General features: G+C 45.0%; 10 protein-coding genes. 7 read left to right on the forward strand and 3 right to left on the reverse strand.

Features of this window, described 5'->3' with window-relative positions; all coding sequences use genetic code 11:
• Positions 1–280 precede the first annotated feature (280 nt).
• Positions 281–3,001, forward strand: a complete 2,721-nt coding sequence (gene mutS, locus RIM23_RS15640; protein ID WP_446368128.1) for a DNA mismatch repair protein MutS — start codon at positions 281–283, stop codon at positions 2,999–3,001.
• Between the two features lie 218 nt (positions 3,002–3,219).
• Here the strand turns inward: mutS and RIM23_RS15645 are convergent, their stop codons facing one another.
• Positions 3,220–3,579: an SH3 domain-containing protein gene (locus RIM23_RS15645; RefSeq protein WP_446368129.1), complete on the reverse strand. Its 360-nt coding sequence runs from the start codon at positions 3,577–3,579 to the stop codon at positions 3,220–3,222.
• A gap of 475 nt (positions 3,580–4,054) precedes the next feature.
• Here RIM23_RS15645 and RIM23_RS15650 point away from each other — a divergent pair, with 475 nt between their 5' ends.
• Positions 4,055–4,696 (forward strand): hypothetical protein, encoded by a 642-nt coding sequence (locus RIM23_RS15650; RefSeq protein ID WP_446368130.1) that lies wholly within the window; start codon positions 4,055–4,057, stop codon positions 4,694–4,696.
• A 476-nt stretch (positions 4,697–5,172) separates the two neighbouring features.
• On the opposite strand, the gene RIM23_RS15655 is transcribed toward RIM23_RS15650, so the two are convergent.
• Entirely contained in the window at positions 5,173–5,328 is a 156-nt protein-coding gene (locus tag RIM23_RS15655; protein WP_446368131.1) for a hypothetical protein, read from the reverse strand.
• Between RIM23_RS15655 and RIM23_RS15660 the strand changes: the two genes are divergently transcribed.
• Positions 5,327–7,876: a GTPase gene (locus RIM23_RS15660; RefSeq protein ID WP_446368132.1), complete on the forward strand. Its 2,550-nt coding sequence runs from the start codon at positions 5,327–5,329 to the stop codon at positions 7,874–7,876. The genes RIM23_RS15655 and RIM23_RS15660 overlap by 2 nt on opposite strands.
• A gap of 125 nt (positions 7,877–8,001) precedes the next feature.
• The gene (locus tag RIM23_RS15665; RefSeq protein WP_446368133.1) at positions 8,002–9,789 is read left to right on the forward strand and encodes a GTPase; all 1,788 of its coding nucleotides are present in this window, start codon (positions 8,002–8,004) and stop codon (positions 9,787–9,789) included.
• A gap of 339 nt (positions 9,790–10,128) precedes the next feature.
• On the opposite strand, the gene RIM23_RS15670 is transcribed toward RIM23_RS15665, so the two are convergent.
• Entirely contained in the window at positions 10,129–12,282 is a 2,154-nt protein-coding gene (locus tag RIM23_RS15670; RefSeq protein ID WP_446368134.1) for a peptidase domain-containing ABC transporter, read from the reverse strand.
• A 356-nt stretch (positions 12,283–12,638) separates the two neighbouring features.
• On the opposite strand from RIM23_RS15670, the gene RIM23_RS15675 reads away from it, so the two are divergent.
• From RIM23_RS15675 to RIM23_RS15685, 3 genes are all read left to right on the forward strand, one after another.
• Positions 12,639–12,842 carry a hypothetical protein gene (locus RIM23_RS15675; protein ID WP_446368135.1) on the forward strand — a complete coding sequence of 68 codons (204 nt, stop codon included), beginning with the start codon at positions 12,639–12,641 and terminating at the stop codon, positions 12,840–12,842.
• A gap of 152 nt (positions 12,843–12,994) precedes the next feature.
• Positions 12,995–14,002, forward strand: a complete 1,008-nt coding sequence (locus RIM23_RS15680; protein ID WP_446368136.1) for a radical SAM protein — start codon at positions 12,995–12,997, stop codon at positions 14,000–14,002.
• 183 nt (positions 14,003–14,185) lie between these two features.
• Entirely contained in the window at positions 14,186–14,794 is a 609-nt protein-coding gene (locus tag RIM23_RS15685) for a hypothetical protein (RefSeq protein WP_446368137.1), read from the forward strand.
• Positions 14,795–15,025 lie beyond the last annotated feature (231 nt).

A 15,025-nucleotide genomic window follows, 5' to 3' on the forward strand; every position in this document is an offset into this window, starting at 1 on the left:
GACTGTTATCTTGTGGCGATAAACTTCTCAATTCAATAAACCCGCCCTGACTACAACTATTAACGTTTATCATCCAGTCTAAGTCGGCAGACGCGAACGAATTGGTCGAGTGACGTGAATTCTCTTCGCCCTAACTTGTTACAGGCTAAAGCCCTTACTACGAACGACGAAGGACGACGCGATCGCACCAACTCCCAGATAATCCTCACAAACCTTTAATGCCAATCCTGCCCGGATTGCGGTAAAGTCATGATTGTTGTCGGCATATCAAAGACTGTTCATGAGCGGACATCCCAACGCATCTACTCCCGAATCCAACGGTGCTACTCCCATTCGCGCTACCGATAAGGCGAAGCTGGTGGCGTCTGAGAATGCGGATCATCGGACGGTAGACCGCCAACAGCTAACGCCGATGATGCAGCATTTTGCTGAACTCAAAGACCAGTATCCGAATGCGGTACTGCTGTATCGAGTTGGTGACTTCTATGAAACCTTCTTCCAAGATGCACGACGGATAGCCGAAGAATTGGAATTAGTTCTCACCAGTAAAGAGGCGGGGAAGGGTGTGGGACGAGTTCCGATGACTGGTGTACCCCATCACTCCATTGAACGCCACGCCACTCAGTTAGTGGAAAAAGGTTATGCCATTGTTATTTGTGATCAGGTAGAAGATGCATCCATCGCCGCCAAAGAAGGGCGTCAGGTGAAACGAGAAGTAACTCGTATTCTCACCCCTGGTACATTAACCGAAGCGGGGATGCTAAATGCTAAACGCAATAACTTCCTGGCGGCGGTGGTGATGGCGGGGAATCATTGGGGATTAGCCTATGCTGATATTTCGACGGGGGAATTTTTCACTACCCAAGCCACAGATTTAGAGTTACTGGTACAGGAACTGTTGCGCTTGCACCCTTCAGAAGTCCTAATTCCCACCAACGCCCCGGATTTGGGTAGTATGCTGCGCCCAGGGGAAAAATCGGAGTCTTTACCCGATTGGTTACCGAACTCCTTTTGCTACACCCTGCGTTCCCAAACCCCCTTCAGCCCCTCAGAAGCTAGACAAAGACTCTTGGAACGATTTAAAGTGCGATCGCTAGAAGGGATGGGTTGTGAACATCTGCCTCTGGGAGTGCGGGCGGCGGGAGGATTGCTGGAATATTTAGAAGAAACTCAAAAAGAAAATTATGTCGCCCTGCAACATTTACGCACCTATACCTTAGCCGATTATCTAATATTAGATCACCAAAGCCGCCGCAATTTAGAAATTACAGCAACGGTGCGGGATAATACGTTTCATGGTTCCCTTCTCTGGGCATTAGATCAAACCAGTACCTCCATGGGAGGACGGGCATTACGGCGTTGGTTATTGCAACCGTTATTAGATATTAAAGGAATTCGGGCGCGACAGGATACGATTCAGGAGTTGGTGGAAAATACCGGACTGCGGGGAGATTTACGCCAGTTATTACGGGGAATTTATGATTTAGATCGGTTAACGGGACGAGCAAGTTCAGGAACAGCAAATGCACGGGACTTGGTGGCGTTAGCGGATTCCCTCTTAAAATTACCGGACTTGGCAGAACTGGCGGCTTATGGGGGTTCCCCTTATGTAAGGGCATTGCAAAAAGTTCCCCCAGAATTAGAACAGTTGGGACAAACGATTTGCGCCCATCTGGTGGAATCGCCGCCGTTACAGATAAAGGAAGGCAATTTGATTCGTTCCGGGGTGAATGACCAACTGGATGAGATGCGTCGCATGGCGGAGGAGGATCAGCAATGGATTGCTAACCTAGAAGTCACCGAACGCGATCGCACGGGCATTGCTAATCTAAAAGTAGGATATAACAAAACCTTCGGCTATTACATCAGTATCTCTCGCTCTAAAGCCGACCAAGTTCCCCAGGAGTATATCCGCAAGCAAACCCTCACCAACGAAGAACGCTACATTACCCCTGACTTAAAAGAACGAGAAACCCGGATTCTCACCGCACGGGATGATTTAAACCGCTTAGAATACGAGATTTTTGTCGGATTACGTACCCAAGTGGGAAACTATGCCCAGTTAATTCGCAACCTATCTCGTGCAGTGGCGGCGATTGATGTTTTGTGTGGTTTAGCTGAGGTGGCTGTACGTCAGGGATATTGCCGTCCTACAATGGTAGAGGGGCGAGAGATTAGGATTATCGATGGACGCCATCCTGTGGTAGAAAAGTCTCTCCCACCGGGGTTTTTTGTGCCTAATTCAGCCTATTTGGGATGGCAAGAATCCCCGTCATCTGCTGAAGAAAAGACGGAGACAGGAAATCATCAACATCCCGATTTAATTATCCTCACAGGACCCAATGCCAGTGGCAAAAGTTGCTATTTACGCCAAGTGGGATTAATTCAAATTATGGCGCAGACGGGGAGTTTTGTCCCGGCGACATCGGCGACATTGGGAATCTGCGATCGCATTTTTACTCGTGTGGGGGCGGTTGATGATTTAGCCACGGGTCAATCCACCTTTATGGTGGAGATGAATGAAACGGCGAATATTCTCAATCATGCCACCAATAAGTCCCTGGTTCTATTAGATGAAATTGGCAGAGGAACAGCCACATTTGATGGGTTATCCATTGCTTGGGCTGTGGCGGAATATCTATCCTTGCAAATTCAGGCACGCACTATTTTCGCTACCCATTACCATGAATTGAACGAACTAGCATCTATTTTAGAAAATGTTGCCAATTATCAGGTAACGGTAAAAGAATTACCCGATGAAATTATCTTTTTACACCAAGTTCAACCGGGCGGGGCGGATAAGTCTTATGGGATTGAAGCGGGGCGTCTGGCGGGTTTACCCCCTGCTGTGATTCAACGGGCAAGGCAGGTGATGGGGCAAATTGAAAAGCATAGTAAAATTGCCATGGGATTGCGGAAAGGTATTGGGAAGAAAGCCAAGGATAATCAAACCAGTACGCCAGATACATCGGTACAGCAATTAGATATTTTTGCCGAGTAGGGGCTCTCGCATTCGCGCCCATATTGTGCGGTTCTACTGCTAAATTATCATCGCGAATGCGAGAGCCCAGTCAAACGTCAAAAGAGAGGTTATACAAAATCCGCCTTTATCACCCCATGCAAGAGGCGATTGAAATCGCTGCTACACAAACAAAGTCCGCCTGCGCGGACTAGGTATAACGAGGGTAGCGTTCCCCGGATTTGGTAGTTTAGGTTAGATTAACAAGACGTGAGAAAACCCCTAAATGCATAACCTGAAACAGGGGCGGAAATCGGTACCCAATACTTGGTGCCACCATTCTCAATCATTACTGTTTGTCCATCAGACAATACTGCGACAGACTCACTATAAACCGTTGGTCTTTCTCGGACATACAAACCCCCTCCGATGGCTGCCACTTGGCGACAGTTGTTTGAGACTTGTGCTAATTGATCAATAGTCTCATTTTCTATAGACGTTCCTGCTGAAGTCGAGGGTTGGCTTTTTGGAGATGGTGTTGTTGTCGCCACAGCCGACGCTGTACCCAATGCTATCCACGCGGGGGTTGTCAATCCGATAAATTTATATAAACTTTTCATTGATTTTCCAAATTCAACTCGCACAGTTAAATTTTATCTAATTGATGGAAATTATACATCTATCTATATAAGTAAATGGATAGGAATAAAATTTAAATAAAAGCACCCATTTTTTAAACATGGAACTGGACGTATCCCCACCGTTCGGTTTAAGTGAGTCTCTAAAATATAGGTAATATTTTTTACCTATCCTATTGTTCAATCGGTTTATTTTCCCCTGCCTATTAGCCAACTCATACTTTCGATAGAAGGTCAAGCCTTTCCTCAGGCAGATGAGGCGGTCAGTAGAAGCGGTTAAATTGTTAAGTGGACAACCTGAATGAATTAAAGGCAATAGGTTCTTGATCTAACAGTATTTGTATATAGGCTGTTGCTGATTAGGAAAAATCCTTGCCTGATTGCCTGATAATTCAAAAAGGTAATCTTAGTTTTGGCTTAAAAACTATCGTTCATAGATAATTTCAAAAGAGGTTTTATGAATAAATATCATCAGAGTAACCTAAAAAAAACTGGACTATTAGGAGCGATCTTTAGCGGCGTACTGATAAGTCTGCCAGCAACCATTCAAGAAGCATCAGCCCAAGGTTTTTTCACTTTAGATAAAGTTAATCCTTGTCCTGGGATTTACTACGAAGAACCCTTCAATAGCACACGCATGGTTCCCCAGGGATGTCCGCAGAATGCGGCACCACAGAGGGGTCAGGGGGGTCAATTCACTCCTAATAGACAAAGGACTCCTGTTACCTCTCCTTCAGGAAATTTGATTCAACCCCCTCTACCTGAGGTACGTAGTGAGCCAGTTGCCCGAATCCAACCCACAAATGGTACTGTTGATGTGCGGCTGAAAAATAACACCAATGCTGTTGTTTCTTATCAAGCCATCGGGCATACTGATCGTCGATATATGTCAGGTGGAGAAGAAGTTATTCTGCAAAACTTGCCCACGCCGATTACGATAACCGCCGTTCGTCAGGATGATGGTTTACTTCAGATGATGCCTGTTTCTGCTAATGGTGAAACTGGACAGTTGGAGGTTACTTTTGAAGAAGAAACAACCTTAAACAGTAACCAAGGGGTACTGAGAATTCAAGAAGATGGTCAAGTGTTTGTGAATTAAAGAAGTTGACGCCATACTCCTCGTACTCTTAAGCGTGTATTGAAGACAGATCCCCCCAAACCCCCCTTCAAAAGGGGGGCTTACTGTATTCAAAAGATGGTCAAGTGTTTGTGGGTTAAAGAAGTTGACGCGATCGCGACTTTCGTAGAGACGTTCTACCAGAACGTCTCTATTGTTTGGCAATTTACCGTCCTTGTGTGGCTAACTCAATGATAGCTAGCAAGGCTTTTGTAATAACCCAAACCAATAACCGCCCTTTTCTCAATTGGGTGGGTTACGGCGGATAGTTCATTTAACGGCTACGTGCCATAATTTATTTCCCGCCTAACCCACGATGGCGGCGTGGCACACCTTATTTGGTGGATTAGAATTGTAGGGGCGCACGGTGTGCGCCCGATTTAATCGTCAAATCTATCCCACAATTTTAGCTGTGTCAGTCCACTACAAATACTTGTAATTCCATCAAATTAATCGGCTTAGCTCAATTCCGGGGCGTTTTCACGTTTAACCTTCTCCCCATCTTCCCCATCTCCCTCATCTTTCCCCTGGGTGTTTACAGCCAAAGCATCCGGGAAAGCGATCGCTTTCCCTGGGAACTGTATAGAAGAACCTATTGTGCTTTCCTTTATCATGGTATCCCTAACCTTTGGCATTTACCCCCAGGTAACCCTACCCAACACCACTCTCATGGCTAGCGAATCCCTCGACTACCCCTTCCTCCTACTCACCCATCTCGTCTGCGCCGATCGCCAAATTCATCGGGAAGAGTCGAAACTCTTGCATGAATTGGCAGATCAAACTCAGGTGGGAAAACAGACAATCTCAGAAATGGAGAAAATTCTCACCCAAGAGAAAACCCTCCTCCCGTTAGAGGAAATAGCCCAGCAAATCCCAGAGGAACAGCAACGGGAAGCCATGCAGCAACTCCTGGCGCTGGCTTATGTAGATGGACTCTTTTCCCCTCTCGAACGGCAAATGATTGCACAGGTGGCGCAAATTTGGCGCTGGGATGCGACAGAGGTGGAACAGATGCTAACTCAAGCCCAAACCCTGCAAGCCAATCGGCAAAAAGACAGGGATTCTCACACCGAAAAACTCTCACTCAGCGCGATTTTACTCATGGGTGCAGAGTCTATCTTATCCCGCACCTTAATCGCCAAACTCGCCACCTTCGCCCCCGAAACTCTGGGACGCCGCATTGTCCAATTGCAACGGCAAATCCTCTTAGCTGGACCCGATTACGAAGAAGCGGTACAACGCAATAGCATTATCGCTGGGGAAGATTATCGCTTCACTGAAACCGCACTCACGGATACTGAATCCACGTTAATCAGCTTAAATCAAACCCTACAACTCACCCTCGAAAACCTTCAGCAAACCATTAACAAGCAGCCAACGAACCCAACCACGAAAGAACTGATCAATCACTTAAATCAAACCAAAAACACCTTAGCCACCGAGATTGGGCAAGAATTAAACTCTGTACGCGAATCCCTGTGGGCAAAACAACGCGCCCTGCACCATTTTAGTCTTGCCTGTATGGGGAAAACCAAAGTCGGCAAAAGTACCCTCCATGCGATTATTATTGGTGAAGGCTGGGAAGCGATTGGTAGTGGAGGACAGCGCACGACTCGCTTTAATCGAGTGTATGATTGGAAGAATATTCGCATTATCGATACCCCAGGAATTGGCGCACCGGGGGGGAAAACCGAAGAAGAAATTGTCGCCAGTGTGATTGAGGAATCGGATCTGATTTGTTATATCGTCACCAATGACAGCATCCAAGAAACCGAGTTCCAATTCTTGCAGCAATTAAAAGCCAAAGCAAAACCCTTACTTATTCTGCTCAACCTTAAATATAACCTACGTGATCCGCGTCGCTTAGATTACTTCTTAAAAAATCCTGATAAACTCTTTACCCTAGAAGGAAGTAGTGGGATTGCTGGACATATTGATCGCATCCATCGCTATGCCCAAAATCATTATGCCAACGACTACTTTGATATTATCCCCGTCATGCTGCTAGCGGCGCAAATGGCAAGGGAACCCGAACACCAAACCAATCGGGAAAAACTGCTCAAAGCTAGTCGCATCCAGGACTTTTTAGACTCCATCCGCGAATCCCTAGTTAAGCATGGCGCAATTCGGCGATCGCAAACGCTTCTAGGTTCCACTGTGGGTGCGATTGAACGCCCCTACCACTGGATGAGTCAGAAAAGTCAAAGCTATCAACAATTGAGTACTACCCTCACCCGTCAACGGGAAACCTTACAGGCGAAAATTAAACAAGCGGGGAAGGATCATCTGGAATTCCTCCAGTATCAAATTGCCAGCATTTTTCAAGATATTTTCACGAGTTTACCCGATTTTGCTGAATCCAATTGGAATTTTAATCAGGAAAGCTTAAGACAAAATTGGGACTATAAACTGCAAGCCCTGCAAATTGATGATCGCCTGCAACACGCCTATCAAACAACGGTGCAAAACTTTAACCGGGATGTAGAAATTGCCTTATCCGAACTGGGAACGGATTTACAATTAATAGCTCAGATGGGTGGGGATAATTTCCGATTTTTCCCCAGTATTTCTGATCTGTACAGCGATAATGCGGCACAAATTGGCGGTAGTTTCCTGAGACTCTCCCAAACTGTCGTTACTCATTTTAGTCCTCCGGTGAACAAAACAGTGATGATGGGAGCAGTTGTGCTGAATAGCATTTTGGGCGTTTTTACAACTCGCGAACAAAAAAGCAATTTTGCCGTTCAAAGGTTGTCTAAATTATTAGTTCCTCAAATTCGCGAGAGTCAGCGCCAGATCACCGAACAAGCGGCTGATAATTTTCGCGGCTATTATCGCCATGTAGCAGGTAAACTTATGCAGTATATTGAGGGACTGATTCAAGAGTTTGAGCTAATATCCAAGCAGTTTCATCAGCCTCAGCAAAAACTCAATGATACGATTAATCGGCTTAATGTCGCCTATGGTAAGCGGATTGTTGATTGGTGTCAAGGAAACTATGAAACCTTAACTGAAGCCGGAATTAACAAAACAATTACGCAAGTAAAACGGGAGTTTGGCAAACAGATTAATATTCAAACCAAATTTAAAGTCCAATCTTATCTAGACAGTCAAGAAATTAATCGAATTCTGCAAGAAGATGTGTCTATGCATCGCCTTTAGTAGGGGCGAAGCATTCGCGCCCAGATACATCGGTTTTCTACCAAAATCCCAACGCGAATGCTTCGCCCAACCCCCGAAGCATTCGCGCCCAGATACATCGGTTTTCTACCAAAACCCCAACGCGAATGCTTCGCCCAACCCCCGAAGCATTCGCGCCCAGATACATCGGTTTTCTACCAAAATCCCAACGCGAATGCTTCGCCCAACCCCCAACCCCCAATCACTTTTCCATGAATCAAAATTATCCTCAATTTAAATCGGCGGTTGTCGCGTCTAAGTTAACGACAGCCTGTATCAAATTTGACAAATATCTGGCAAAAATAAATCAAACGCCTCTAACTGAAATTCGGCAAAAACTACGCCATGAACTTAATACCTATCGCGATCAAGGAATGCTGAGTGTTGTGGTGGTGGGACAATATGGGGCGGGAAAATCTACCCTCATTTCAGCTTTAACAGGGCGACGGGATATTGCCATTCATTCAGATATCACAACGGATCAGATCACCCATTATAATTGGCAGGGAATAGAACTTATCGATACCCCTGGACTCTTTACAGAAAGGCAGGATCATGATGAAATAACTTATGGCGCGATCGCGAAGGCAGATTTGTTGGTTTTCTGTCTTACCTCAATGCTATTTGACGCCATAACGGTGGAAAATTTTAAGCAGTTAGCTTACCATCAAGGCTATCGCTGGAAAATGATGCTGGTGATTAATAAAATGTCTGATGAGGCGGGTGATGATAGTGAAAAAATGGCTAACTATCGTTGTAGTTTGGCGGAAGCCTTACATCCCGATAATCTTGATGAATTTTCCATCTGTTTTATTGATGCAAAAGACTACTGTGAAGGAATCGATACAGGGGATAAGTTTCTGATAGACGTGAGTCGTTTTTCCACCTTAATTGAGACATTGAATACTTTTGTCCAACAGCGAGGGTATTTGAGCCGATTTGATACACCCATTCGCATCGCCTTAAGCTGTGTGGATGACGCGCAATTCCACATCAGTCGTACCACCCCCCAAGACTCCGTATTCTTAGAAATTCTTACCCGCCTAAATCGTATTCTACACCAAGAACGCGATCGCCTGCGTACCAAGATTCAGGGGATAATTCTGCGTCTATCTGCTGCGATTATTCAAGAAGGGGATATCCTACAATTAGCCTTGGGTAGCCAACTTAACTTTGAACAATTGACTCAGCGAACGGAACTGAATATCCAAAACCATTATGCACAAGCGGGACAAAAGATAGCTAATACCCTGAAGCAGGCGATGATATCTCTGCACCAGCATGTCGGTACAATCTTGAAAGGAAACTTAGTGAAAATTTTGCTAGAATCCTGGAAAAATATTCAACAGAATAGTGAAAATTTAGATAATTATAAAAAGGCACAACGCATCCAGCCTCAACTGTATTGGCTGAAAAATTTTAGGGATACCGTTAAGATGATATCAGAAAACTCTCCCCAGAATTTAGCCGAGTTTCAAGTCAAACCTTGGCAGACGGTAGAAGCAATGACTCCGATTGTTCATATCTCCCATTTCTTGAGTTCAGCGACAATCCTTTTCTCCGAAAAAGCTGAATCAGATAGTCGGGAATCCGCCGCACAGATGGAAAAGCAAATGAGCGATATTATCCGTTATATTACAACTCAATTTGAGACAATTGCTAAACATTTGGCAAATCAAATTAATGTTCAACTGTGGGAAGTAGAGAAACAAACCTATCGCCAACTTGAGCAAAAAATTAGCGTAAAACGGCAGCAAGAAATAGACGCGATCGCAGGTGCAAATAAAGAGGTGAAACAATTAGCTGAAATTCGCCGTGACTTTGAGCGAATTTTACAGTATATTAGCAAAGAAACTGGAAATTCAGCGGCTGTCTCAGGAACAGATGACAGGTAATACAAAATCCAGTAGAATAAGTCCACGAAGGTGGACTTTGTTTGTGTAGCTGTGACTTCTAGTCGCCTAGTTTTCTCTATTTTAGGGCTTGCTGCACAAGTCCAAAACCCTTAACTATCAATGCTTTGAGTAGTATTGATATTGGCTCCTCTTCAAGGAGGGAGGGTAAAACCCTTTCATACCCTTGCACCGCTATCAGGAAAAATGTACCCCTGCTCCCCCTGCTCCCCCTGCGCCCCCTGCTTACCCTGCTTCCTACCCCCACCACAATACTTATTCAGCAGACCCTATTTTAGGCGTGCCACGTCAGTTGATGGCGAAGACAGCGCAACTACGAACTTAAGGGTTGATGAAGTCTAGATGAGTTCCTTCAAAGCGGCGTAATTCATCGGGAGTTCCCGTTAATTTTAGTTGTCCATTCTCTAGGAGTACAATCCAATCGGCGCGGTTAATTACGCGAGGGCGATGACTAATCATAATTGTGGTTTTACCTTGGCGATGAAAGAGTAATTTGTCTAGAACTTCTGCTTCGCCTACGGGGTCGAGAGCACCTGTTGATTCATCTAAAATAAGTATCGGGGGCTCAGTAACAATTGCCCTGGCTATGGCTAATCGCTGTCGTTGTCCCCCAGAAATATTCGCACCGAATTCGCCTAAAACCGTTTGATACTTATCGGGAAGTTGATTAATAAATTCATCAGCATTGGCAATTTGACAGGCGGTGACAATTTGCTCAAACGTGGCGTTGGGATAGCTGAATAGAAAATTTTCTAAAATGGAACGACTCCAGAAATGGGGTTCTTGGGGAACCAGGATAACCTGCTGTCGTAAACAGTCCAAGGAGAGATCCTGGAGATTATAAATGCCAATGCGAATATTGCCCGATTGCAGTGAATAGAGGCTGGCGATGAGTTTGGCTAAAGTGCTTTTACCACAGCCGGATTTACCGATTAATGCGGTAACTTTCCCGCCGGGAATGGTGAGAGAAAAATCGGTGAGTAGGTTCACTCGTCCGGTATGATGAAAGTTAAGATTGGTGCAGATAATATCCGCCGCGTCGGGAATTTTGGCAAAGGGTTTTTTGCTGTCATCTGGAGTTTCTGGAGTGGCGTCGATGACTTCAGTTAATCGTTCTGTCGCGGTTTGGGCACGGGTGAATTCATCCACAAAGGTAATTGTGGTTTTGATGAAGCTGGTAAAATTACCATTCATGCTGTTAAATGCCAGCAATTGACCGATGGTTAATTCGTCTCCAATGACTAGGCGGCTACCAAACCAGAGTAAGGCAATACTACCGATGCTGGAGACTAATCCAGAGAATACATTATTATAAATGGCAATTTGAATCGTGCGGAATGTAATATTAGCAAGGCGACCAAATCGACTTTGAAATTCCTCCCAGGCTTGGGGGGCGGCGTTGGTAGTTTTTAGGGTGAGTGCGCCTTTAAAGGTTTCGACTAAAACCCCTTGGTTTTCGGCATCGGTGACTAAAAGGCGGCGAGTTTTCTGTTGCAGAGTAGGGAGGAAAATAATGGTGGAAAGGGTCATTAAAACAGCAATTACCGCCGCCGCAATCGTGAGTTCCCAGCTATAGAACAGCATAAACCCCAAGGAAACCAGGGCAATAAAAAATTCACTGGGGAGGCTGATAATGGCTTGGGAAACCAGTTGGTTAATTTCGCGGATATCGCGGAGACGGCTGACGATTTCGCCACTGCGGCGGGATTCGTAGTAACTTAAGGGAAGGCGCAGAATTTGCCGTCCGAATTCCAGGACAAGTCCTAATTCTAAGCGTTGGGCAAAGTGGGCAATTAGATTCGATTGTACGAGTTGTAGGCTGCTTTGCACCAGGTTCATCACCATCACCGCAACGACTACACCCGTTAGCAATTGGGTATCCCCCTGTACCAACACCTCATCGGTGAGAATTTGAATGAAGAAGGGGTAAGCTAGGGAAAGTAAACCGAGAACTAGGTTAATTAATAAGGCTTCACCGAGAATGCCTTGATAGGGTAAGACGCGCTTGAAGAAGCGGATAAAGCCACTGGGTTTATCGCTATCATCCGGTTGGCTAAAAAAGCGACTCGCATCAGGTTGGAGTAAAAGCATTACCCCATTAAACCAACCTTGGGCGAGTTCGGATTTGGACAGATAACGGATACCTACACCGGGATCAGCGATGATGTATTTTTTGCCCCGTTGTCCATATAATACGACCCAGTGATAGCCTTTCCAGTGAATGACGGCGGGTAAGGGGGCTTGATCTAATTTGTCGAGGATTTCTGGGGTGGCTTTGACGGAACGGGCATTAAATCCCAGGGCTTCTGCGCCTCGTTTAAGTCCTAATAAAGTGGTTCCCTGTTGTCCCGTACCAACAGCTTCTCGGATACGACTAATGGTAAAGGTACGCCCGTGGTGTTTGGTAATCGTCGCCAGACAAGCAGCACCGCAGTCTTCTTCGCTGTGTTGGAGAACACTCTGATATTTTTTCACCGCTAAGAAGGCAAAACCTTATTGTATCGTTATTGACTTTTGCCGAGCCAGCATTATTTTCCACAACAATCCTAACCCGATAAATGTTCTTTTGAATTTTTGAATGATTGAACTAGGTATAAATACTTGTGTTTACCCCGATTTCATGGTACGAAAAAACAAGCTTCAAGTTGAAGTGCCGAATGGGGAGCATAAGTCTAGTGGAATCTAGATGAGGCGAAGAATAGCTATTTAACGACCGACTTAAACAAACGATATATCTATATAGTTATGGCGTACCACGCATCATTTGACGTTTAAAGATTCTAGTGGTAATATATGCAATAAGTAAAATTAATTGTAGAGGTTAAAGAAAAATGGAAGAATTTAAAGATAAAGAATTGTTTGTAGAACTTACCCCTGAAGAACTAGAAGAGTTGAAAGGGGGATCACTTCCTACTTTGCTGGGTAAGCTTCATCCTCAACCAAGTATAACGGGTCCCTTTCTAAGTAAGCACTTCCCAGGATTCCCATATGGATCACCTAATCCTGTTTTAATGCCGAATATACGTAATTTTTGATCCGTCAAAAAGTCGTCTCAAAACAACGTCGCATTTTTCGGTCAGGTGGGGATTGCCTACCTGAAGACTGACTCAGGAAAAAGGCAGTGTTATAGGGAGTGCGCTCCCTAAACATTTTAGTAAATTTTTAGGACTTGGAGTAGCGTGATTTTATGGCACCGACTGGAGAGTGTCAGCGAATTTTACAGATCCACCCAACTCGAAGATGTAATCTACAATGTCTTCATTGCTACTCCTCTTCTAGCCCTCAAGAACAGGAGGAACTGGATGAGGTACTTCTCCAACAGGCAATAGCCGACGCTAGTGCAGAAGGCTATACAGTTGCTAACATTTCAGGTGGAGAACCCCTTTTGTACAAACCACTCGACAAGCTGCTGGAACAGGCTCATCAATGTGGTATGGTAACAACCGTTACCTCAAATGGGATGCTCCTAGATGAGAAACACCTGGAAAAGCTAAGTAACCGGGTGGATTTACTAGCAATTAGTCTTGACGGTGTACCTGCATTCCATAACCGAATGCGCTCTTTAGAACAAGCTTTTGAGATAATGACATCAAGACTTGAAGGGCTTCGACAATCGGGCATTCCTTTCGGATTTATTTTTACTCTAACACGGTACAATCTTCAGGACTTAGACTGGGTAGCCAATTTCGCCATTGAACAAGGAGCGAAATTATTGCAGATTCATCCCCTTGGAGAAGTTGGACGTGCCAAGGAGCGTTTAGCGGGAGTAAGAGCAAACGAGAACCAATCCGCCTATGCCTATCTGCAAGGGATGCGCCTGCAAAAAGCCTTTGGAGATCGTCTGTATGTGCAAGTTGATCTTGCCCACCGAGATGTGTTGCGGGCATATCCTGGTATGGTTTTTGCAGATACGTCTTTACTTGAAAATACGGAGGGCTTATTTGCTGATATTTTGTCGCCACTGATTATTGAGGCTGATGGTACAGTTGTGCCAATTCAACATGGATTTGCTCGCCAATATGCTCTGGGAAATTTGCGACAAGCGTCTCTCAGGCAACTGGCGGCTAATTGGCGTCGGCAATGCTACCCTTCCTTTTTAGAACTTTGCCGTCGGGTATTTGATGAGCTAACGGCACCGACTGAGATACCCATCACTGACTGGTATGAAGCAATCACCTCTCGCGCCGAGGAATGAGGGCAAACATTTGGGAAAAGTCGTAAAACTTATCCCAGATCACCGTGACACAAGGAATAATTCATGGGAAATCTCAGTTCGATGTAACTGGAGTGTAACTAAGATGTGGCAGCACCGATAATATACCAGAAGTAACCGTGAGGTAGTCGTTAAACAATCCTAGTCTAGTTATGAACGGCTGCTATGGCATACAGCGATTTTTCATTGAATCAGGTCAAAAAACTATTTAGACTAACAGAACAATCTGTTCCACTTTTCAGTGATGTTGCCAGCTTAGAACCAAGTGACTGGCTACAGGAAACCCTTAGCTACAGTCTTAAATTAGCCCTGTCTTCCTCCAGTGAAAAAGCCCGCTCAGAATTTATTATTGCCCCCATTTTAATTGAGCTAGAACGACGAAATCCGAATAAACTATCCATCTATTCTGGCGAAAAGCTCGATGTAGACGATGAGCAAGGGTTGAAAGGAGAATGTGATTTTATCTTGGCTAAAAGTCCTGTTTCTATGACGATGCAGGCTCCGATTGTCTCGTTGGTAGAAGCGAAAAAAAGCGATATTAAAGGAGGTTTAGGTCAGTGCATTGCTCAAATGTTGGGAGCGCAACGCTTTAATGAGTTAGAAGACAACTCAATTTCTGGGATTTACGGCTGTGTGACTACGGGAGAAGATTGGCAATTTTTGAAGCTAGAGGGCAATTGTGTTTTTGTGGATAACCAGCGATATTACATCAATGAACTGAAAAAACTGCTGGGTATTTTTCAATTCATCGTGGATAGTTACGAAACATCTTGACAACCGTGGGGGCGCACGCTCCGTGCGCCCTGATTTATTGAACCCCAAAATTTATTGCCAAATGTAACAATTGTAGGGGCGGGTTTAGGCACAATTGTAGGGGCGGGTTTAGGCACAATTGTAGGGGCGGGTTTAGGCACAATTGTAGGGGCGGGTTTAGGCACAATTGTAGGGGCGGGTTTAGGCACAATTGTAGGGGCGGGGTTAGGCACAATTGTAGGGGCGGGTTTA

This window comes from Coleofasciculus sp. G3-WIS-01 (genome assembly GCF_040223135.1).
Classification (GTDB): domain Bacteria; phylum Cyanobacteriota; class Cyanobacteriia; order Cyanobacteriales; family Coleofasciculaceae; genus Coleofasciculus.